At 70.6% G+C, this 21648-nt stretch carries 18 protein-coding genes; 5 read left to right on the top strand and 13 right to left on the bottom strand.

What is annotated here, in order from left to right:
* Window positions 1-309: 309 nt before the first annotated feature.
* From EAS64_RS44815 to EAS64_RS18300, 7 genes are all read right to left on the bottom strand, one after another.
* Window positions 310-2307 (bottom strand): serine/threonine-protein kinase, encoded by a 1998-nt coding sequence (locus tag EAS64_RS44815; protein ID WP_222849392.1) that lies wholly within the window; start codon window positions 2305-2307, stop codon window positions 310-312.
* Window positions 2308-2507: 200 nt separating this feature from the next.
* Entirely contained in the window at window positions 2508-3146 is a 639-nt protein-coding gene (gene kdpC / locus EAS64_RS18275) for a potassium-transporting ATPase subunit KdpC (RefSeq protein WP_145854191.1), read from the bottom strand.
* 1 nt (window position 3147) lies between these two features.
* Window positions 3148-5268, bottom strand: coding sequence for a potassium-transporting ATPase subunit KdpB (gene kdpB, locus EAS64_RS18280; RefSeq protein ID WP_145854192.1), 2121 nt, complete (start codon window positions 5266-5268; stop codon window positions 3148-3150).
* On the bottom strand, window positions 5268-6929 hold the full coding sequence (kdpA, locus tag EAS64_RS18285) for a potassium-transporting ATPase subunit KdpA (protein ID WP_145854193.1): 1662 nt from the start codon (window positions 6927-6929) through the stop codon (window positions 5268-5270). The genes kdpB and kdpA overlap by 1 nt, the downstream gene beginning before the upstream one ends.
* Complete coding sequence (gene kdpF / locus EAS64_RS18290; RefSeq protein ID WP_145854194.1) at window positions 6929-7018, bottom strand: K(+)-transporting ATPase subunit F; 90 nt, start codon at window positions 7016-7018, stop codon at window positions 6929-6931. Before kdpF ends, kdpA begins: the two co-directional genes overlap by 1 nt.
* 256 nt (window positions 7019-7274) lie before the next feature.
* On the bottom strand, window positions 7275-7817 hold the full coding sequence (locus EAS64_RS18295; protein WP_222849393.1) for a universal stress protein: 543 nt from the start codon (window positions 7815-7817) through the stop codon (window positions 7275-7277).
* 303 nt (window positions 7818-8120) lie between these two features.
* The gene (locus tag EAS64_RS18300) at window positions 8121-9527 is read right to left on the bottom strand and encodes an outer membrane protein assembly factor BamB family protein (protein ID WP_145854196.1); all 1407 of its coding nucleotides are present in this window, start codon (window positions 9525-9527) and stop codon (window positions 8121-8123) included.
* A gap of 109 nt (window positions 9528-9636) precedes the next feature.
* Between EAS64_RS18300 and EAS64_RS18305 the strand changes: the two genes are divergently transcribed.
* Window positions 9637-10524, top strand: coding sequence for an SGNH/GDSL hydrolase family protein (locus tag EAS64_RS18305; protein WP_145854197.1), 888 nt, complete (start codon window positions 9637-9639; stop codon window positions 10522-10524).
* On the opposite strand, the gene EAS64_RS18310 is transcribed toward EAS64_RS18305, so the two are convergent.
* Window positions 10511-11758, bottom strand: a complete 1248-nt coding sequence (locus EAS64_RS18310) for a hypothetical protein (RefSeq protein WP_222849394.1) — start codon at window positions 11756-11758, stop codon at window positions 10511-10513. The two genes, EAS64_RS18305 and EAS64_RS18310, sit on opposite strands and share 14 nt — an antisense overlap.
* A 400-nt stretch (window positions 11759-12158) precedes the next feature.
* Here EAS64_RS18310 and EAS64_RS18315 point away from each other — a divergent pair, with 400 nt between their 5' ends.
* From EAS64_RS18315 to EAS64_RS18330, 4 genes are read left to right on the top strand one after another with little or no spacing between them, the layout of a single operon-like run.
* A complete protein-coding gene (locus EAS64_RS18315) occupies window positions 12159-13181 on the top strand; it encodes an ABC transporter substrate-binding protein (RefSeq protein ID WP_145854199.1) in 1023 nt (340 codons plus the stop codon).
* Window positions 13182-13206: 25 nt separating this feature from the next.
* Complete coding sequence (locus EAS64_RS18320) at window positions 13207-14238, top strand: FecCD family ABC transporter permease (protein ID WP_246115739.1); 1032 nt, start codon at window positions 13207-13209, stop codon at window positions 14236-14238.
* On the top strand, window positions 14238-15077 hold the full coding sequence (locus EAS64_RS18325; RefSeq protein WP_145854201.1) for an ABC transporter ATP-binding protein: 840 nt from the start codon (window positions 14238-14240) through the stop codon (window positions 15075-15077). Before EAS64_RS18320 ends, EAS64_RS18325 begins: the two co-directional genes overlap by 1 nt.
* A gap of 31 nt (window positions 15078-15108) precedes the next feature.
* Complete coding sequence (locus EAS64_RS18330) at window positions 15109-16614, top strand: potassium/proton antiporter (protein WP_145854202.1); 1506 nt, start codon at window positions 15109-15111, stop codon at window positions 16612-16614.
* Window positions 16615-16723: 109 nt separating this feature from the next.
* Here the strand turns inward: EAS64_RS18330 and EAS64_RS18335 are convergent, their stop codons facing one another.
* The 5 genes from EAS64_RS18335 to EAS64_RS18355 form a co-directional block, all read right to left on the bottom strand.
* Window positions 16724-17116 (bottom strand): PPOX class F420-dependent oxidoreductase, encoded by a 393-nt coding sequence (locus EAS64_RS18335; RefSeq protein WP_145854203.1) that lies wholly within the window; start codon window positions 17114-17116, stop codon window positions 16724-16726.
* Between the two features lie 45 nt (window positions 17117-17161).
* Window positions 17162-18739 (bottom strand): MFS transporter, encoded by a 1578-nt coding sequence (locus tag EAS64_RS18340; RefSeq protein WP_222849395.1) that lies wholly within the window; start codon window positions 18737-18739, stop codon window positions 17162-17164.
* 111 nt (window positions 18740-18850) lie between these two features.
* Window positions 18851-19753, bottom strand: coding sequence for a peptidoglycan-binding protein (locus EAS64_RS18345; RefSeq protein WP_145854204.1), 903 nt, complete (start codon window positions 19751-19753; stop codon window positions 18851-18853).
* Between the two features lie 198 nt (window positions 19754-19951).
* Complete coding sequence (locus EAS64_RS18350) at window positions 19952-21229, bottom strand: RNA polymerase sigma factor (protein WP_145854205.1); 1278 nt, start codon at window positions 21227-21229, stop codon at window positions 19952-19954.
* A complete protein-coding gene (locus EAS64_RS18355) occupies window positions 21205-21603 on the bottom strand; it encodes a YciI family protein (protein WP_145854206.1) in 399 nt (132 codons plus the stop codon). The genes EAS64_RS18350 and EAS64_RS18355 overlap by 25 nt, the downstream gene beginning before the upstream one ends.
* Window positions 21604-21648 lie beyond the last annotated feature (45 nt).

The raw sequence follows: 21648 nt of genomic DNA on the forward strand, positions 1-21648 counted from the left end.
CGTCCGTGATTGTGGGCCATGATGGGGCAGGACCATATCAAGCCGGTCGATCCGCCCTGTATGTCCTAGTTTGCAGAACCCGTCGCCGCGCCATTCCAAGGATCGTGGGTCGGAAACGGCGCATATCGCCGCAGATGGCTCACGCTGATCCCAATGCCCGGTTTTAGGCGTCAGAGAAACGGTCAAAGCGGGCATTTCTTTGCGTCTGGCGCTGCGTTAAACGCTTCTGGCCCACAATCGCAGCGCAGCCTCCGCATGCAGGCGCATGCAAGAGCAGGGGCCGAAGCGCTCCGCGCGGCTCTTCCCCTGTTAGCGCTTGCGCCAGGCGTAGAAGAAGTCGCGGGCGTGCTGCGACCACAGCGGTATGGTCGCGGCCAAGCCGAGCGCCCAGACCACGAGGGTGGTGAAGCGGGCGCCGGGATCGTTGTGCGTGCTCACGCACACGAGCAGCAAGACGAAGGTGTAGAGGCCGAGGAGCACCGTGGCGGCGATCCGGGTCCAGCCCCGGCCGCGGCGGCTGGCGACGGCGAGCACGGCCCAGCAGACCAGGCCGATGACGGCGGCGACCACCGCGATCACCGTCGCGCCGGCCATCTGGTTCTGGGCCTGCTGGATGGCCTGGTAATGGGCGGCTACGCGCGTCAGGCCGTCCAACCTAGCCGCGTTCGCCGTGGTCTTGGCCCCGGTGGCGGCGTGGGTGTAGCGGCCGAGCACCATGAGGCTGGCCACCAGGGCGGCGCAGGTCGCGGCGAACCCGGCGTACATCAGCCGGATCGCGATAAGCACCGCCTCGGGAACCTCGTTAGTCATCGGCTTGCGGCTGCCGAGCCGGTACTGGGACAGCGCGTCGGCTCCGGCGGGCCAGGGCGTCGCGCCGCCCTGCTGCGGCGGCCACGATGTCGGTCCCGCCTGGTTCGGGTAGGGCGTGGTGCCGCCCGACTGACCGTACGGGGTCGAGCCATACGGCGTCTGCCCGCCGGAACCGGGCCCCGACCCGATCCCGGGCCCGCCGGCGCCCGAGTACTGCTGGCCGCCGCTGTAGGCCTGGCCGCCCGGGTACGCATGGCCACCCGCGGGCGGCTGCTGCCCGCCGGGTGTGTACCCGGTCTGCGGCTGTCCCGCATAGGACTGCGGCGCCGGCGACACCGGCGGTATGACCGGGCCTGGGGTCATCGGGTTCTGCGCCCACGGCTGGGCGGCCGCCGCGTAGTAGCCGTCGGAAATCATCGGCGCGTGCCCGGTCGGGCTCCCGCCGCCCTGCCCCTGGGCCGGCATCGCCAGCGCCGTCGGTTGCCGCTCGGCCGGCCCAGGCGAAGCAGGCGAGACAGGCGGAACAGCCGAAGCCGCCCTGGCTGGCCCGGCCGTCTCCGTCGGCCCCCAGGCCAGCCCGCCCGCCGCCTGCGCCGGCGGCGTCAGCCCGGCCGGGGTCTGGCTGGCCTGCTCGGTGGCGATGACGCGAGCCACCGACTCCGGCCAAAAGGACCCGAGCGTCGCCGCCGTGGCCGGGCCGACGGAGAAGATCATGGAGATCAGCTGTGACGTGCCAGGCCGCTGCGCGGGATCCTTCTTCAGGCACGCCTCGATGACCTGGCGCAGCGCCGGGGAAACGGCACTGAGGTCGGGCTCGGTGGTGACGACCCGGTACAGGATGGACGCCGCGGCACCGGTGCCGAACGGGGGGTTACCCGTCGCGGTGTAGGCAAGCACGCAGCCGAGCGAGAAGATGTCGCTCTCCGGTCCCGCCGTCTCGCTCTCCGCCTGTTCCGGCGACATGTAGCCGGGGGTGCCGATCACCATCCCCGCCGAGGTCAGCTGGGTGCCCTGGAACGCGCGGGAGATGCCGAAGTCGATCACGTGCGGCCCGTCGTCGGCCAGCAGCACGTTGGCGGGCTTGAGGTCGCGGTGCACGAGGCCCGCGGCGTGCACCGCGCGCAGCGCCTCGGCGAGCCCGGCGGCGAGCCGCCAGGTGGCGGCCTCGGGCAGCGGGCCGTGCCTGGCGACGACGGCGGCGAGCGGCGGCCCAGGCACGTAGGCCGTGGCCAGCCACGGCGGGTCGTCGCTGAGCCCGGAGGCGACAACGGGTGCGGTGTACATGCCGCTCACCGAGCCGGCCGCGGCGACCTCACGGCTGAATCGCTGCAGGAACTCCTGGTCCCTGGCGAACTGCCCGTGCACCACCTTGATCGCCACCGCGCGCCCGGCGGGGGAGAACCCGAGGTAGACCTGGCCCATGCCGCCCGCGCCGAGCCGGGCATGCAGCCGGAACTCGCCGATTGTGCGAGGGTCGTTCGCGGATAGCGGTTCCATCCCTGCTCCCCGTGCCGCAGTGCCAGCAAACGCAGTACTAGCCAACCGAGGGCAGTACTAGCCACCAGAGTGCCAGTAATCAGACCGTCAGCAAACCCACGGCTAGCACGCAGAGACTACCGGAATGCCCCCAAGCGAGTTAGCGCTTGGGGGCATTCCGTGGTTTCCGGCCCCGAGAGGCCGCGATAGCGCGCCGGGCGTTACGTGTGCTGCCCGGGCAGCGCGTTCAGCCCGATGTTGAGCAGGAGCACGTTCACCCTGGGCTCACCGAGGAAGCCGATCACGCGGCCCTGCGTGTACTTGCTGACCTGCGCCTGAACCACAGACACCGGGAGGTGCCTGGCGGCGGCGACCCGGTTGACCTGGTCGGCGGCGTTCTGCGGTGAGATATACGGGTCGAGGCCCGAGCCCGACGTGGTGACCGCGTCCGGTGGCACGCTGGCGAGCGGCACCCCATTCAGCTTGGCGTACGCGACCTTGCGCTGCTGGATGTTCTGCACCAGGGTCGAGTTGTTGGGACCGAGGTTGGACGCGCCGGAGTACAGCGGGTCGCAGCCGTAATCGGTCTTGTCGGTGGATGAGGACGCGGTTGACGGCCGAGGCTGGAAGTACTGCGGCAGTGGGTTGCCCTTGGAATCCACGAACTCCTGGCAGAGCAGGCTTGACCCCACCACCTTGCCGTTGACCGTCACCAGTGACCCGTTGGCCTGGTTGTGGAAGGCGGCCTGGGCGACGCCAAGCATCGCGAGCGGATAGAGGGCGCCCGTGATGATGGTCATCACGATGATCGCGCGGACGGCGGCCAGGTGCTGGCCGATCCATGCAGGTAGACGAGACATGTCAGCTACCGATCCCTGGAATGTTCATGACGATGAGGTCGATGAGCTTGATCCCGATGAACGGGATGATCAGCCCGCCGAGCCCGTAGATCCACAGGTTCCGCCGCAGCAGGGCCGAAGCCGAGGACGGCGTGTACCTGACGCCGCGCAGCGACAGCGGGATCAGCGCGATGATGATCAGCGCGTTGAACACGATCGCCGACGTGATGGCGGACGTCGGGCTGTGCAGCCCCATGATGTTGAGGTGGCGCAGTCCCGGATACACGCTGGCGAACATCGCCGGCAGCATCGCGAAGTACTTCGCCACGTCGTTGGCGATGGAGAAGGTGGTCAGCGCACCCCGGGTGATCAGCAACTGCTTGCCGATCTCGACGATCTCGATGAGCTTCGTCGGGTTGGAGTCCAGGTCCACCATGTTCCCGGCCTCCTTGGCGGCCGAGGTCCCGGTGTTCATGGCGACGCCGACGTCGGCCTGCGCGAGAGCGGGCGCGTCGTTGGTGCCGTCGCCGGTCATCGCGACCAGGTGGCCGCCTTCCTGCTCCTTCCTGATCAGCGCCATCTTGTCTTCCGGCGTCGCCTCCGCGAGGAAGTCGTCAACGCCGGACTCCTCGGCGATGGCCCGCGCGGTGAGCGGGTTGTCACCGGTGATCATGACGGTGCGGATGCCCATCTTGCGCAGTTCGGCGAACCGCTCGCGGATGCCCTCCTTGACGATGTCCTTGAGGTGGATCACACCGAGTGCGCGCGCGGTTCCGTTGTGCTTCTCGGCCACCACGAGTGGCGTGCCGCCGGCGCTGGAGATGCCATCCACCATCTGCCCGAGCTCTGGCGGCAGGGTGCCGCCGGACTCCCTGACCCACTCGCGAACCGCGCTTGACGCGCCCTTGCGGACCTGGCGGCCGTCGTGCAGGTCCACACCGCTCATCCGGGTCTGCGCGGTGAACTCAACGAACGTGGCGCCGGGCAGCTCGCCCTCGGACCGCTCGCGCAGCCCGAACTGCTGCTTGGCGAGCACCACGATCGACCGGCCCTCCGGCGTGTAGTCCGCCAGCGACGACAACTGCGCCGCGTCGGCGAGTTCCTCCACCGATACGCCGTTGACCGGCAGGAACTCCGACGCCTGTCGGTTTCCGATGGTGATGGTGCCGGTCTTGTCGAGCAGCAGTGTGTTCACGTCGCCCGCCGCCTCGACGGCCCGGCCTGACATGGCCAGTACGTTGCGCTGCACCAGCCTGTCCATGCCGGCGATGCCGATCGCGGACAGCAGTGCGCCGATTGTGGTCGGAATCAGCGCCACTACGAGGGCGACCATGATCACGATCGACTGCGGCGCACCGGAGTAGAACGCCATCGGCTGCAGCGTCACCACGGCGAGCAGGAACACGATTGTCAGCGAGGCGAGCAGGATGTTCAGCGCGACCTCGTTCGGCGTCTTCTGCCGGGACGCGCCCTCGACGAGGGCGATCATCCGGTCGATGAACGTCTCGCCGGGCTTCGACGTGATGCGGACGACGATCCGGTCCGAAAGCACCTTGGTGCCGCCGGTCACCGCGGACCGGTCGCCGCCGGACTCGCGGATGACGGGGGCGGATTCGCCGGTGATCGCCGACTCGTCCACCGACGCGACGCCCTCGACGACGTCTCCGTCACCGGGGATGATCTGCCCGGCTTCGACCACCACGTGATCGCCGAGGGCCAGCGCGGTGCCCGGTACCTCCTCGACGCTGATGGATGTCGCGCCCGGCTTCCAGTTGACAAGCCGCCGCGCCACGGTTTCCTGCTTGGTGCGTCGCAGCGTGGCCGCCTGCGCCTTGCCCCGGCCCTCGGCTACCGCCTCGGCGAGGTTGGCGAAGACGACGGTCAGCCAGAGCCACACTGCGATCGTCCAGGCGAACGCGGTTTCCGTGCTGATCGCTGAGTAAGTGCTCAGCGCCGCGCCGACCTCGACCACGAACATGACCGGGTTCTTTACCTGGACCCGCGGGTCCAGCTTGGCGAGCGCGGAAGGCAGCGACTTCCACAGCATCTTCGGGTCGAGCAGGCCGCCGCCGATCCGGCGCGGCTCTGCGGGCTCCGGTCGGCCCGCCGACGGACGCGGCTGGGTTGGGGTTGTGGTTGCCATTAGTGCAGTCCTTCAGCGAACGGGCCAAGCGCGAGCGCCGGGAAGTAAGTCAGGCCAACGATGATGAGGATGACGCCGATGAGCATGCCGACGAAGAGCGGCTTGTGCGTTGGCATGGTGCCGACGCTCTCCGGTACGGTCTGCTGTCTCGCCAGTGACCCGGCCAGGCCCAGGGCGAATATCATCGGCGCGAACCGCGCGACCAGCATGACGATCCCGCCCACGGTGTTGTACCAGGTCGTGTTGGTCGTCAGGCCGGCGAAGGCGGAGCCGTTGTTATTGGCCATCGAGGTGAACGCGTACACGATCTCGGTCAGGCCGTGTGCGCCCGGGTTGAGTATCGACGCGCGCGGCGTCTTGAGCCCGAGCGAGAGGCCTGCGGCTATCAGCACGCAGGCCGGCGTGGTGAGAATGTACAGCGCCGCGTACTTCATCTCGGCCGGGCGGATCTTCTTGCCGAGGTACTCGGGGGTGCGGCCGACCATCAGCCCGCCGAGGAACACCGTCACCACGGCGAGGACCAGGATGCCGTACAGGCCGGCGCCGACGCCGCCGGGCACGACCTCGCCCATCATCATGTTGAACAGTGCGATGCCGCCGCCGAACGGCGTGAACGAGTCGTGGAACGAGTTCACCGCCCCGGTGGACGTCACGGTCGTGGAAGCGGCGAACAGCGACGATCCTGGTATGCCGAACGCGACGTTCTTGCCTTCCATCGCGGCGCCCGCCGCCTGGGCGGCGATGCCGGAGTGCTGGTTCTCGAAGAAGCTGAGAAGCGACGCCGATGCCAGCCAGAGAATCGCCATCACCGAGACGATCGCGTAACCCTGGCGGTTCTGCCCAACCAGCTTGCCGAATGTGCGCGCCAGCGAGAACGGGATCACCAGGAGCAGGAAGATCTCGAACCAGTTGGTGAACGGGTTCGGGTTCTCGAACGGGTGCGCCGAGTTGGCGTTGAAGAAACCGCCGCCGTTGTTACCCAGCTCCTTGATGACCTCCTGCGAGCCCACCGGGCCGCCGACCATGTTCTGCGAGCCGCCGAGCACCGTGGAGATCGTGTGCGTCGCGGTGAAGTTGTCCACCACGCCGCTCGCGATCAGGATGATCCCGCCGATGACCGACAACGGCAGCAGCACCCGGATGGTGATCCGCGTCATGTCGACCCAGAAGTTGCCGAGCCGGTCGGTGCGCGACCGCGTGAACCCGCGGACCAGCGCGATCGCGACCGCGATGCCGACCGCAGCGGACATGAAGTTCTGCACGGTGAGGCCGGACATCTGGGTCAGGTAACCCATCGTCGTCTCGCCGGAGTAGTTCTGCCAGTTGGTGTTGGTCGTGAACGACGCCGCGGTGTTGAAGGCCAAGGCCGGCGGCACGGCGGACTGCCCGTTGGCCAGGAACAGGTGCTCCTGGATCCGCTCGAGCAGGTAGACGGCGAGCACGGAGATGGCGGAGAACGCGAGCATGGACCGCAGGTAGACGGCCCACCGCTGATCCGCTTTGGAGTCGACGCCTATCGCCCGGTAGACGACGCGCTCGACGCGCCAGTCTTTCTCTGACGTGACGACGCGAGCGATGTAGTCGCCGAGCGGCTTGTAGCAGGCCGCGAGCGCGGCCACGAGCAGGGCGGCTTGCAGGAAGCCGGCCAGTGAGCCACTCACTAGAACCTCTCCGGGTTGATCAAGGCCACCACCAGGTAGATGGTGAGCAGGACTCCGACGATCAGGCCGAGCCAGTTGTCAGCGCTCAAAGTGCTCAACTCCCTTAACGAGGAGCACGAGCAGCGCGAAGATGACGATCGTCAGTCCGATGTAGAGCAGGTCATTCATCGCCACTCCTAGGCGGGTTATTTCGTGAACGACCCAATCAAAGCGCTGGTCAGCGGCATAAATTGCCGTCCTCACGGGTCCCATGCGGGTCGGCGGGGGTTCCTAACAGACCTCATGCAGAAGCCCGGCGGGCCCCGTCTTGCGGGCCCGCCGGGCTTCGTGCGTGACGTCGCGCCGTTAGTCGCTAAGCATTTGCGGGACTGCCACGTCGGGCACCGGCACGCGCCGGCTGCGCAGCGGCCACGACAGCAGGCCGTGCCGCATTTCGTGCATCAGTGCCGACGGCGGCACCGCGAGCACCGGGCAGCCGGCGTGCGCGAGGCTGTACCTGCCGACCGAGCGGCGCAGTGCGCGGCTCAGCGGAGACCGTCGTCCGGTGCCGATTACGAGCAGGTCCCCTGGCTGGTCGGCGACGTCGACAAGGACAGGCCCGGTGTCGCCGCGCTCCACCCGCAGCTTGATGTCGATGTCGTCGGGAATGCCGCCGAGACCCTCGTCAAAGGCCGCCATCAGCCGGCCAAGGGCGGCGTCTCGCCAGACCTTGCGCAACTGGCCGGCCGGATGGGCGCGTTCGGCGGCATCACCGCCCGGCGGGACCCAGGCGATGACCGCCTCGAGCGGCACGTGCCGCTCCCGTGCCTCCGCTGCCGCCCTGCGCAGCGCCTGCAGGCTGCCAAGCGAGCCGTGAACTCCGACGACGATCCTGCGCACCGCTACCACGATGCATCTCCTTCTGACTGCGAATGATGACTGACTGTCATTTCATAGAACCGCGTCAGGTGCCTGATGCCTCCCATCCTTGCGGAACCCTAATGAGGCATCACCAAGAGTTACGGTGATGTTTCTGAAGGGTCACCGTTCGTGGTGGAAGTCAAGAGCGGCAGCACTTCGAACGGGTGCGTGTTCCACCCTCCCTGGCAGTGTCGTCCTCCTGGCGGACAAGCGTGCGGGCGGTCTGCGCGCTGGCCAGCCCATCGCTCGCTCCTCGGGTATGCGGTGGCTTACCCGGCAGCGACTCGCCGGCTACGCGCCACTAATGGCCGTGACCCCCGTCAGCGTGCTGACGTAGGCGCGCGAGCCGCTCAGCGACAGCGACGAGAAGTGCGGCAGGCCCTGCACGATCGGGATCTGCTGCACGACCGCGCCGGTGGCCGGGTCGAGCTCGTACAGGGTCCCGCCGGTTGCCGTGTTGTGGGTGACCCAGACCACGCCGCCGCCGATGACGGGCGAGCCGTTGCTGGCCGCGGGCCCGTGCCAGAGCACCGTCATCGTCTTGGCCGCCGCGTTGACCTTGACGGCGGCGATGCCGCCGTTGACACACGGCTCGTAAGCGACGGAACCGCTCACCGCCGCCCCGCCGCGGACCTTGCCCGTGCAGATGAGGGCCTGCTGGGCCAGCTGGCCGCCGATGCCGCCGAGGTGCGTCGTGTTCAGCAGGTAGCCGGTCGCGCGCTTGCCCACGATGAACGTGACGCCGCCGGGCATCAGCACGGGCTGGGTGGAGCCGAGCTCGAGGTCGGTCGTGTTGTCCGCCCGCCAGATGGCCGGCGCGAAGTAGCCGACGCGCTTCAGGGCCGGGGTGAGCTCGGTCACCGAGTCGCTGCCGTCATAGTGGGCGGAAGCCGTTTCCGCCGCGCCGTTGCCGACGCCGATCCACAGGTTCCCGCCCGGCCCGGCGACCGGCCCGGCGGTCGCCCAGATGGCGCCTCCCCTGGCCGTCGGCGTGGTCCACCGGACGAGCGGCCCGTTCCCGGTCAGCGGCGCGCCGACGACCGAGCCCTGGTAGGGCCCGGCGTCGCCGGCCAGCCCGCCGAACGAGGCGTAGACCCGCCCCTTCCAGATGGCGAGCGCGGGGCGCTGCTGGTTGTAGGCGGGCTGGTTGGACTTGGTCGGTGCGTCCAGGTACCGGTGCAGCTTCACCTTGCCAGTGGCCGCGGAAACCGCGACGAGCATGTGGTGGTAGCCGGTGATCTCGGCCACCGCGTAGACCAGCCCGTTGCTCTCGTCGTAGGCGGGCGTCCCGGTGATGCCGAGCGGGAAGATGTCGCCGAGTCCGTGCAGCTTCGACTGCGGTACGGGCGTGCCGACATGCGTGCGCCAGATCACCTTGCCGGTCGCGGCGCTGATCGCGTAGATGCTGTCGTCTTCCGTCGCGGCGATCACCTCGCCGCCGACCACCAGCGGCTGGCCGTAGACGGCGCCGTCGAGGTGCGCGGTCCACGCGGTGCCGAGGGGGCCAGCGGGCGCGAGTCCTGGCGCGACGCCGGTGCGCGACACGTTCTGGTTGTACATCGGCCAGTCGGCGGCGTGCGACGTCGTACTGGCGGGTGCGCTGCCTGACGCGCTCGATGACGCGGTGGCCGCCGTGATGCCGGCCCCGGTGCACGCCGCGGCGATGCACGCTGCCGCTGCTAGTACGACTCCGCGCACGATCAGTCTCCCTCGCTGTGACGTGCCGCGTGCGGTACTGCCGACCCCTGTCCCGGCACCTCCCTGGGGTCACAGTACGCCAGGTCACCCCTGGCATGATGGATGGTCTATGGACGACAAGCTACTTTTCGGACTTGCCGTAGAGCCGTCCTTCGTCGCGCTCGGCGACAGCTTCACCGAGGGGCTGAACGACACTGAGGGGCTCGAAGGCACTGGGCCAGGCGGCGTTTTCCGCGGCTGGGCGGACCGGCTGGCAGGCCTGCTCGCCGCCGAGTACTCCGGGATCCGCTACGCGAACCTGGCCGTCCGCGGCAAGCTGCTGCGGCAGATCGTGGCCGACCAGGTGCCGGTGGCGGCTGAGATGGCGCCGGGCCTGGTGTCGATCGCCGGGGGCGGCAACGACCTGCTGCGTCCGGGAGCCGACCCGGACGTGCTCGCCGAGCTGTTCGACGCCGCCGTCGCACGGCTGCGCGCCTCGGGTTCTCAGGTGCTGATGTTCACCGGCTTCGACCCGGTCTCCGTCCCGGTGCTCAGGCTGCTGCGCGGCAAGATCAGCACCTTCAACATGCACCTGCGCGGCATCGCCGACGAGCATGACTGCTACCTGGTCGACCTGTGGTCGATGCGGTTCCTGCGGTCGGCGGGTGCGTGGTCGTCCGACCGGCTGCACCTGACCGCGCAGTCGCATCAGCGGGTGGCGCTGCGGGCGTGCGAAGTGCTCGGCGTTCCGGTCAGCGCCGACTGGCGGGCGCCGCTCGCGGTGGACGAGGCGGCGGCGGCGCCAGCCAACGCGGGGCCCGCCACCGTGCTGCCCGGCACCGCGTCCGCGGCGGTGGCCAGGGCCGCCTGGCTCGCCGCGCGCCGCGCGGACGCGCGCTGGGCCAGGGAATACCTGGCGCCCTGGGTCAGCCGCCGATTGCACGGCACGTCCTCGGGCGACGGCGTGACCGCCAAGCGCCCGTTCCTCGAGCCGGTCCCGCCGCCTAGCGCCCTGTAGGGCCGGTCGCGACCTCGGCAGGCGTCAGCAGCGTGACCGGCTTCCCGATCCGGATCGGATAGGACACGGCAAGCTGCACGACCAGGCCGGCCACGATCGGCACCCACCAGATCCACACCGCGTGCGATGGCCCCTGGGCGGCGGCGGTGAGGCCGCCCGCTATCAGGCCGGAGGCGAAGAGGCGCGGCCAGCCGAGCGTCGCCGCGGGTATCAGCGCGACCGCCATCGGCGGCCACGGGTAGTACGAGACCATCACCGGCTCGAAGAACGACCGCAGCGCCAGCGTGAGCGCGGCCCACCAGAGCACCTCGGCGAGCAGCGGCACCGTCCAGGCAGTACCAGTCCCGGCTGGGCCGTCGCCCGGCATCCTCGCCTGCCAGGCGCGGCGCACCGCGAGCGCGCACAGGCAGGCGAGCACGATCGTGGCCAGCCGGAACGGCCCGGCCGCGACGTTGTGATTGCTCATCGCAGGCGCCAGCGAAGTCCAGGCCGTCGGATGGTTGATGACTGGCGAGTCGGGCTGGCTGGTCACCGAGAGGTAGGTGTCGTGCCAGTTGGCCAGCGCCGTCGCGCCGAGCAGCACCGCCGAGGGCAGCGCGCCGCGGACCAGGAACGGCACCATCCGCCGCCACGGCAGGACCGCGAGCATCACCGGCACGGCGAGCAGCACCAGGGGCTGCACGCAGACCGCCGTGCCGGTCAGCCAGCCGGCCAGCGCCAGCCGCCCGTTGCTCTGCGCGAGGATCGCGTAAAGCAGCAGGCCGACGGCGACCGCGTCCTCCGGATGCCCCCAGCGGGCGGAGACCGACCAGAGGATGCTCGCGCTGGCGAGCGCGAGCAGGCCGCGCTTCCAGAAGGTCACGCCGAGCCGCTCGGCGAGCGCGTCGGCGGCGAACAGCGTGACGCAGCACAAGGCGATCTGGTACGGGCCGGCCACCAGCCACACCGCGGGGTGCAGGTTATGCGCGCCGGGGATGGCAAGGGACAGGCCGAGCGCCGAGATCAGCGCCGCGCAGGGCACCAGGATCACCGCCGCGCCCGGCAGCGAGATCAGGCCGGTCGGCGGCGCGTACAGGCCGCCGATGTTCCCGTGCGCGAGCCGGGTGGTCGCGATCAGCGTCCCCCACAGGTCGTAGGGGAGCGCCCACTCCTTTTTGCCGAGCTGGGTCGGGCCCAGGGTGGTGCTGTACATTCCCACCACGATCAGCCCGATGGACCCCACCAACGGGAACATCCGTCGTCTTACTCGATCCCGCATACCGCCTACCGGCCCCACTCCTGCTTGCCCGCCGTGCCTGCGGCAGCTGTTTGCCGCGCGTCGTCGTCCCGGCTCGTGCCGTGCCCCGTGAACGCGTGTAAGTTTATGGGCGTCAGCCGGGGCGGTCATCCGCCTGCAGGGTGACGGCACGCCAGATAGCGAAGCCGGTGACGCCTCGTAGCCGAGGCCATTCCGGCGCTGTCCCGCAACTGTAAGGATCCCGCCCCCGCGAGATCTAAGCCAGGTCGACTACGGCGCGCCAGACGATATCGGCCCTCGTGGGAAGGGTGATCCGTCACGGCCGCCGCGGCGTCAAGCTCGTGGCGCCCCAGCGGTCTCGCCTTCCTTCCCCTCTTCGGGAGGAAGTAGCTCACTTATGAAAACCCCCCTTCGGCTGGCGGCCGTGCTCGGCACCGCCGCCGCCTGCACCGCCGCCCTTGCGGGCTGTTCATCATCCTCGAGTACGACATCCGCGGCGGGCGCGAGCACGTCGTCGGCGTCGGCATCCGCGTCGGTGTCCGCGTCCGGGTCGGGGAGCGCGAGCGCGCCCGCGTCCCCGGCGGAGAGCTTCCCCGTCACCGTTACCGCCGCCAACGGGCAGGTCACCATCCCGGCCCAGCCCGCCAGGATCGTGTCACTCGACCCGACTGGCACCGAGGACCTGTACGCGGTCGGCGCGGGCAAGCAGGTCGTCGCCGTCGACCAGTACTCCGACTTCCCGGCAGGCGCGCCTAAGACCAGCCTGTCCGGCCTGACACCGAACATCGAGGCGATCGCCAAGTACAACCCGTCACTCGTCGTCGCCTCGCAGGACTCGGGCGGCCTGGTCGCCGGGCTGAAGAAGCTCGGCATCCCGGTGCTGATCGAGCCGGCCGCCGCGACCCTCAACGCCGCCTACGCGCAGATCGAGCAGATCGGCCAGGCGACGGGGCACGGCGCGACGGCCGCGAGCGTGGTCGCGGGCATGCGGCAGCAGATCGCCGCCCAGGTCCTGAAGGCAGGCTCGGGCCACAAGGACCTGACCTACTACTGGGAGCTGAGCGCGAACCCGTTCTACTCGGCCGCCTCGAGCACGTTCATCGGCGAGATTGTGGGCCTGTTCGGACTCAAGAACGTCGCGGACAAGGCGAGCAAGCCCGCGGACGGCGGCTATCCGCAGCTGTCGCAGGAGTACATCGTCACCGCCAAGCCGGAGATCATCTTCCTGGCCGACAACCAGGCGGCGGACGGCGGGCAGAGCCCGTCAGTCGTCGCCAAGCGTCCCGGCTGGTCCGGCATCCCCGCGGTCAAGGACAACGAGGTCATCGGGCTCAACGATGACGTGGCCTCCCGTTGGGGGCCGCGCCTGCCGCTGCTCGTCGGGGAGATCGCCCAGGCGGTCGAGTCGGCGTCGAAGTGACGATCCCGGTGCACGGGACAGTGGCGTGAGAAAGTTCACAGCGCTCGGCGCCGCGGCGGCCATCCTGGTCGCCGCGGCGCTGGTCGCCGCCTTCGTCGGCGCGGCGGACCTGAACCCGCTCGACACCGCCGCCGCGCTGCTCGACAGGGCGCTGCCCTTCCTGCACCTGCACACCGGGCTGTCGCCGCTTGACCGGGCGGTGCTGTTCCAGATCCGGCTGCCGCGGGTGGTGCTCGGCGCGCTCGTCGGCGGCGTGCTCGCCCTGGCCGGCGCCGGCTACCAGGGCGTGTTCCGCAATCCGCTTGTCGACTCCGGCACGCTCGGCGCGTCGGCGGGCGCGGGCCTCGGCGCCACCCTGGCGATCGTCTACCTGGGCGGCGCCGGCCCGCAGGCCGTCCCAGTCGCCGCGTTCGCCGGCTCGCTGACCGGGGTCGCGGTCGCCTATCTCACCGGCACGGCCGCCGGCAGGCACACGGTGCTCGGCGGCGGCGTGGCCACGCTGCTGCTCGCGGGCATCGCCGTGGGCAGCTTCCTCACCGCGGTGCAGACGTTCCTGCTGCAGCGTTCCGCGTCCGACATCCAGGCGGTGTACAGCTGGCTGCTCGGCTCGCTGTCGGCGGCGTCCTGGCAGCAGGTGACGACGATCCTGCCGTACGCGGCGGTCAGCTCGGCCGTCATCCTGCTGCACGGCAGGCACCTTGACGTTCTGTCCGTCGGCGACGAGGAGGCGCGGACGCTCGGCCTGCGGCCGGGCATGGTGCGGCTCATCGTCGTCGCCGCGAGCGCGCTCGCGGCGGCGAGCGCGGTCGCGGTGAGCGGCCTGATCGGCTTCGTCGGCATCATCATCCCGCACGTCGCCAGGCGGCTGGCGGGCCCCTCCTACACCAGCGTGCTGCCGCTGTCCCTGCTGACCGGCGCGGCCTTCCTCGTCCTCGCCGACACCCTCGCCCGCACCGTGCTGTCCCCGGCGGAACTGCCGATCGGCGTGGTCACCGCCCTGGTCGGCGCGCCCGCGTTCGTCTGGGTGCTGCGCGGCACGAGCAACGTGAGCACCTGATGGCCGCGCTGCCGGTCACCGACGTCCGCGTCGCTGACGTCTCGGTGATCCTGGACCGTGCCCCGGTGCTCGACGCGGTGAGCTGCGCCGTGTCCGGCGGCGGCTGGCTCGCGCTCATCGGGCCGAACGGCGCGGGCAAGACCACGCTGATCCGCGCCATGGCCGGTCTCGTCCCGTACGCGGGGACGGTCACGGTCGGCGCCGCCGAGGCCCGCGCCATGCGGCCGCGGGAGCGGGCCAGGCTGCTCGCCTACGTGCCGCAGGAGCCGGTGCTGCCGCCCGACCTCAGCGTCGAGCAGTACGTCCTGCTCGGGCGCACGCCGCACCTCGGCTATCTTGCCGTTCCCGGCGGGCACGACAGGCGCCGCGCGCATGCCGCCATGGAACGCGTCGACGTGGCCAGGTTCGCGGCGCGCAGGCTGGCCCGGCTGTCCGGCGGTGAGCGGCAGCGGGTGGTCATCGCCCGCGCCCTGGCAGCCGACCCGCGGGTGCTGCTGCTCGACGAGCCGACCTCGATGCTTGACGTCGGCCACGAGCAGCAGGTGCTCGAACTTGTCGACGGGCTGCGCAGGGAGGCAGGCCTCACCGTGGTGTCCACGCTGCACGACCTCACCGTGGCCGGCCAGTACGCGGACCAGCTCGTCCTGCTCGACGGCGGCCGGGTGGTGGCATCTGGCAGCCCGGCGGCGGTGCTGACCGAGGCGCTGATCGAGTCCGTTTACTCGGCGCGGGTGCGCGTCATGCCCGGCGACGACGGCCACCCGGTCGTCGCGCCGGTCCGCCATCCGGGCGGCCCAGCGGGCGCTCCCCCAGCCGCCGCGGCGGACCTGCCGGGCTGAGTCGCGGCGGAGCAGCCGCGATACTTACTAGATGACAGCGGGGGCGCTCGGGCTCGACCTGCTGGCCGGGGCCGTCACCGTGCTGGTGGCCATCGTGGCAACCCGGCTGGCGCACGGTGTCGGCCTGCCCGCGCTGCTCGTCTTCCTCGGCCTCGGCCTGCTGCTCGGCGACAGCGGCATCGGCATCAGGTTCAGCGACGCGGAGACCGCGGAGACTCTCGGCCTCGCCGCGCTGGTGCTGATCCTCGCGGAAGGCGGGCTCACCACCAACTGGGAGCATGCCCGCAAGGCCCTGCCCGCGGCGATCACGCTGGCCACCGCCGGGGTGGTGATCACCATCGCCGTGGTCGCCTGCTGCACGCACTGGCTGCTCGGCATGGCCTGGCGGGACGCGCTGCTGCTCGGCGCGGTCCTCGCGCCGACCGACGCGGCCGCGGTCTTCTCCGTGCTGCGCAGGCTGCCGCTGCCCCCGCTGCTCGAGGGCATCCTTGAGGGCGAGTCGGGACTCAACGATCCGCCGTCGGTGCTGGCCGTTACCCTGCTCAGCACGCACGCGGCGCACGGCCCGGCGCCGCTCGGCGTGGCGGGCGAGATCGTCTGGCAGCTCGTCGGCGGGCTGATCATCGGCGTCGCGGTCGGCCTGCTCGGCATGCTGTTCCTGCGGAAGGTGGCGCTGCCCGCCTCCGGGCTGTACCCGGTGGCGGTGCTTGCCCTGGTGGTGGCCGGCTATGGCGCCGCCGACCTGGCCAGGGCGAGCGGCTTCCTCGCCGTCTACTCCGCCGCCGTGGTGCTCGGGAACGCGCGGCTGCCGCACGGCCCGGCGGTCAGGGGCTTCGCCGAGGGAGTCGGCTGGCTGGCGCAGATCGGCCTATTCGTCATGCTCGGCCTGCTCGCCTCGCCCGCCAGGCTCCCCGCGCAGATCCTGCCCGCCCTCGCCGCCGGCCTGATCCTGGTCCTGCTCGCCCGCCCGCTCGCGGTGCTCGCCGTCCTGCTGCCGTTCCGGCGGCCGCCTGCCCTGCTAACAGTGCGGCAGCAGGCCTTCCTGTCCTGGGCGGGGCTGCGCGGCGCGGTACCCATCGTGCTCGCCACCATTCCAGCGAGCGCCGGAGTGCCCGGCGCCACCAGGCTCTTCGACCAGGTCTTCGTCATCGTCGGCGCGTTTACCCTGCTTCAGGGCCCGACCCTGCCCTGGGTGGCGAAGCGGCTGTCGGTGACCGCCGAGGCCGAGCCGCTCGAGGTGATCGTGGACGCGGCGCCGCTCGACGAGATCCGCGCCGACCTGCTGCAGGCCCGGGTGCCCGAGGGCTCGAAGCTGCAGGGAGTGGAGATCTTCGAGCTGCGGCTGCCGCCGCAGGCGAGCATCGCGCTGATCGTCAGGGACGGGCAGAGCCTGGTGCCGGGGCCGGACACGGTGCTGCGCATCGGCGACCGGATGCTCATCGTCGTCCCCGAGGCCGCCCGCGCGCAGACCGAGCGCCGCCTGCGCGCGGTCAGCCGGGCGGGCAAGCTGGCCCGCTGGCTCGGCGAGCACGGCTGACATTCCTGAATCGAGCACGGCCGGCATTCCCGGATATGGATGTACCGTTGGGCCGGCTCCGGCCGGCCAAACGGTACATGCATGGCGGCACGCGGCCAGAGGCCCGGTCCTAGCCCCAGGTGATGACCCTGGCCGGCTTGATCGTCACGACAACCCGCGACTCGCCGGGCTGGTCCCGCTCGCGCAGGTCAGCGCCGCCGTACTTGGCGCCGAGCTTGTCCGCGAACTCATAATCGGGGTCAGGGGTGATCTCGGCGTCGCCGCGCAGCTCGATGTACTTGTACGGCGGGTCGCCCAGGATGATCAGGCTGCACTTCGGGTTGGCCAGCAGGTTCTTCACCTTTTGCCGGGTTGTGTTGAGCGAGATCTTCACGGTGTCACCGTCGGCGAGGAACCAGGTGCCGGACAGCTGCGGCCGGCCGCTCGCCCCGATGGTGCCGAGCACCGCGACCTGCGCGTCGAGCAGGTCGCGGTGCGAATCAGGAATCTCAGGAGTGGTCATGCCACGAACTGTAGTCCTCCGGATACGTGTGCCCATTGTGGCGGCTCACAGATCGGCGGCATTCCGAACGGGTGCCGCCGACACCGGCACCGCACCGTCTTCTGTCTCCGTCGGCAGGCCGGAGTCCGCCGCGGCAGCGGGACGCCGCCGGGCGATCGCGATCGACGCGACCGAGCCGGCCGCCGACAGTGCCACGGCGCCGAGCATGGCGGGCCGGTAGCCGGCGGTGAACGAGGCGGCGGAGCCGAGGTGCCCGTGCGCGGCGAAGATCGCGCTCGCCAGCGCGATGCCGAACGCGCCGCCGAACCGCTGCATGGTGTTGCTCACCCCGGAGGCCCGTCCGACGTCACCCGGCGCCACCGCGCCGAGCGCGGCGGTGGGCACGGTCGGTATCGCCATCGAGATCCCCACGCCGGCGATCACGAACGGCAGCACGTACCGCCCGTAGCCTGCCGGGCCTGCGGTGGCGAGCGCGGCGACCCAGGCGAGCCCGCCGGCCTGCAGGGCCAGCCCGGTGACGAGTAGCGGCCTAGTGCCGATCCGGTCGGCGAGCGCGCCGGCCAGCGGCGCGACGAGCATCGGGGTCGCGGTCCACGGCAGCAGCCGCAGCCCGGCGCCGAGCGGCGAGTAGCCGAGGCCGAGCTGGAAGTACTGCGCGGTGAGGAAGGCGGCCGCCATGATCGCGCCGAACGACATGAACGCCGCGATGCTCGCCGCCGTGAACGTGCGGCTGCTGAAGAGCCGCAGCGGCAGCATCGGCGCGTCCGTCCGCCGTTCCCAGGCGACAAAGCCGGCGAGTACGGCGAGCCCGCCGAGCAGGCCGGACAGGGCGAGCCCGTCACCCCACCCGGACTCGCCGACCCGGACCAGGCCCCACGCGAGCAGCGCCGCGCCGGCCATGGCGAGCACCGCACCGGGCAGGTCGAGCGGTGCGGGTGTGCCCCCATGAGACCCGGCTGTGCCCGCGGGAGCCCCGGCCGCGCCCGCCGGAGCCCCGGCCGCGCCCGTCGCCCGGGCGGGCCGCCCGGCCGGCAGGAACAGCAGCGACCCGGCCACGGCGAGAACCCCGATCGGCACGTTGATCCAGAAGATCCAGTGCCAGTCGAGCCCCTGAGTGACCGCGCCGCCGACCAGCGGCCCGCCGGCCACGGCGAGACCGCTGATCCCGCCGAAGATCCCGACCGCGGCGCCGCGCCGCTCCGCGGGGAAGACCGAGGCGAGGATCGTCAGCGCGAGCGGCGTGACCGCCGCGGAGCCGAGTCCCTGCACCGCGCGGGCGGCGATCAGCAGCCCCGAGTTTGGCGCCACCGCGCACGCCGCGGAGGCGAGCGTGAACAGCGCGAGCCCCGCGACGTAGACCCGGCGCCTGCCGAGCCGTTCGCCGAGCGCCGCGGCGGTGATGATGCCCGCCGCGAAGGTGAGCGCGTACGCGTTGACGGCCCACTCGAGCGTGCCGATCGAGCCGCCGACGCTGTGGTGGATCGCGGGCAGCGCCGTCACCACGACGAGCGCGTCGAGTGACACCATGAAGAACGAGACCGCGGTCAGCGCGAGCACAAGCCCTGGCGACACCGCCCGGGCAGGCGCCGCCGCGGCCTCCTGTCCCTTCGACCTGACGTACACGAAAGCCTCCAGCGCCCGGTCAGCGGTCTCCGGGCGCTGGAGGCCTGCGAACTGAACCGGCTCACCTCACCTACGGGGGCGAGCCCGCGTTCTCGACAGCGCGCGAAAAATTTACGTAATCGGCTCGGACCAGCTCGCCTGCCACGTCTTCGTGCCGACGAGCCCGTCTACCGACAGGCCCTTCTCCTGCTGGAACTGGCAGCAGACCGAGTGCGACTGGTTGCCGAAGTCGCCGTCGATGGTGATGGCCCAGCCCCGCATCGCCATCTGCTGCTGCCAGGTCCTGACGTGGTCCGAGTCTGGCGGGCCGTAGTGGCCGGAGTGACAGTGCGGGTTGGACGAGGGCATGCCGAGGTAGTCGGTGGCGGGGTAGGGGAAGGGGGGCGCCGTGGGCGGGGGCGTCGGCTTGACCGGGGCGCCGGAATCGGAGAAGCCGTACATGTTCTCCAGGTCCCGCTGGCTCATCCCGTCGGCCGCGTTCATGTCGCAGGTGCCGAAAGGCGCGCAGGAGCCTTTGTCGGTGTACTGGTGGGCGTACTTGCCCGGGTAGCCAGGATTGGACCCGTAGGCGGCGATGACAAGCCGGATGCCGTTGGGCTTGGTTGGCCACAGATTGTCCAAGTCGGAGGTGTTGCCGTAACCCACTACCCGCTTGGCGTCGCCCAGCCACGAGGCGAGCTCGTTGTACTGGGCGTTGATGGCCGCGCTCTGGTTGCCGCTGACCTGGCCGCCCGCGTTCTCCACGTCGATCATGGCCACCATGCGCGAGTCGGGTTTGCCGACCTGAGCCATGAGGATCTTCGCGCCGTCGATTCCGGGCCGGTAGAAGTAGTAGACCATGTAGCCCCACAGCTTCCCGCTGGCCAGGCGGGACTTGCACCACGACAGGTTGCCCTGGATCTTGCCGTCGATGTGATTGCCGTCGTTGGAGCGGATGCAGAGAAAGCCGTAGGGATAAGTGTCGTTGACGGGTACCTGCCACTCCGAGATGTCGGCCCACTGGGTGTCGGTCATCTGAGGCCCTTCCTCTGGACGTCCCGGCCCTGCCGGATGGTTGCGAAATATGCCAGGTATTTCTGCTCCCGTGAAATCGTCCCCCCAGGTCAAACGGTACGCGTCGGGGATTGACGGCGCTCGATATTTCAAGGAAAAGAATCCAGTGATAATTCGGTTAAAGGCGATCCTTAAGTAACCGAATGACTGCTAAAGCTGCTAAAGAGGATCTGTGTGGCGACGCAGCAGCTCGTCCCTGACCGCCGAATTCCCGGCAGTCTCGGCGGCGCGGGCCCAGGCACCACGCGCCCGTTCCGGATGATCCGCCTTGTCCAGCAGGAAGCCGTGCGCGGCGTGCAGCGGTGCGTACTGCTCAAGCGCGCCGGATGCCAGCACCGGCCGGAGCACGGCAAGGCCGGCCAGGCCCCCGTCGGCCATGCCGACCGCGACCGCGCGGTTGACCTCCACGACCGGCGACGGCTCGAGCCGCGCGAGCGCTCCGTAGAGCAGCGCGATCTGCGCCCAATCCGTCGACTCGAACGAGGCGGCGGTGCCGTGCAGGGCCGCGATCGCCGCCTGCAGCTGGTACGGCCCTGGTGAGTGCCGCAGCAGCGCCTCGTCGAGCACCTCGACGCCCTCGGCGGCAAGCGCGGCGTCCCACAGCGCGCGGTCCTGCTCGGCGAGCGGCACCGGCCGCCCGTCGGCGGACACCCGGGCGGCGGCGCGGGACTGGTGCAGCAACATCAGCGCGAGCAGCCCTGCTGTCTCACCGTCCTCAGGGAACAGCCGGTGCAGCAGCCGTCCCAGCCAGATCGCCTCGTCGCACAGGTCAAGCCTGATCAACTCGTCGCCGCCCGAGGCGAAACCCTCGTTGAACACCAGGTACACGACGGCGCGGACCGACCGCAGCCGTTCCGCGAGCCGCTCCTGCGACGGCACGGTGAATCTGATACCGGACTCGCGGATCTTCCGCTTGGCCCGGACCAGCCGCTGCGCGAGCGTCGCCTCCGGCACCACGAACGCCGCGGCGATCTCCCGGGTGGTCAGCCCGGCGACGAACCGCAGGGTGAGCGCGACGCGGACCTCTTCCGCGAGCGCCGGATGGCAGCAGGCGAAGATCAGCCCGAGCCGGTCATCGCCCAGTGTCTCGGTCATTGCTGGCTCCATGAGTCCGGCCGCGGGGTCGGCGGCCGGCCCGGCGGCGGTGACCTCACCGAGCAGCTGCGGGTCGACGCTGGCCGTCCGCGCGCCGCCAGCCCGGTAGGCGTCCACCGCCTTGCGCCAGGCGGTCACCGTCAGCCAGCCGCCGGGGTTGGGCGGCACGCCGCCCCGTGCCCAGGCGACGGACGCGGCGGCGAACGCCTCCGCCGCCGCGTCCTCCGCCGCCTGCAGGTCACCGAGCCGCCGGGCGAGCGTGGCGACGACCTCGCCCCACTCTTCCCTGAAGGCCCGTTCCAGCCGGGTGGCCCCGGCTACTCCGTCAGGACCCGCTGCCACGGCAGCCCAGATAGCGCGGCGCGCACCTCGATCGTCTGCCCGGGGTTCATCGGCATCCGCCTGGCCCAGTCGAGCGCCGCGTCCAGGTCATCGACGTCGACCAGGTAGAACCCGAGCAGGTGCTCCTTGGTCTCCATGAACGGGCCGTCGGTGATCACCCGGTCCCCGTTCTGCACCCGGAAGCTGGTGGCCGTCTCGTCATGCGTGAGCTGCTCCGCCCCGGCGAACACGCCGGCGTCGCGCAATGCCCTGGTGTAGTCCACCCACGGCCCGGTCGCGGTGGTGCTGGCCGCGGCGGCCTGCCGCATCGCGGCGACAGTGTCGGCGTACTCCTCCGGCGTGGTCTGCGAGTAGATCAGCAGTGCGTACTTCATGGTTCGCTGCCTCCCGTGGTCATGGTTCCCCATAACCACGGCGCG

It is taken from the genome of Trebonia kvetii (genome assembly GCF_007827045.1).
Taxonomy (GTDB): Bacteria; Actinomycetota; Actinomycetes; order Streptosporangiales; family Streptosporangiaceae; genus Trebonia; species Trebonia kvetii.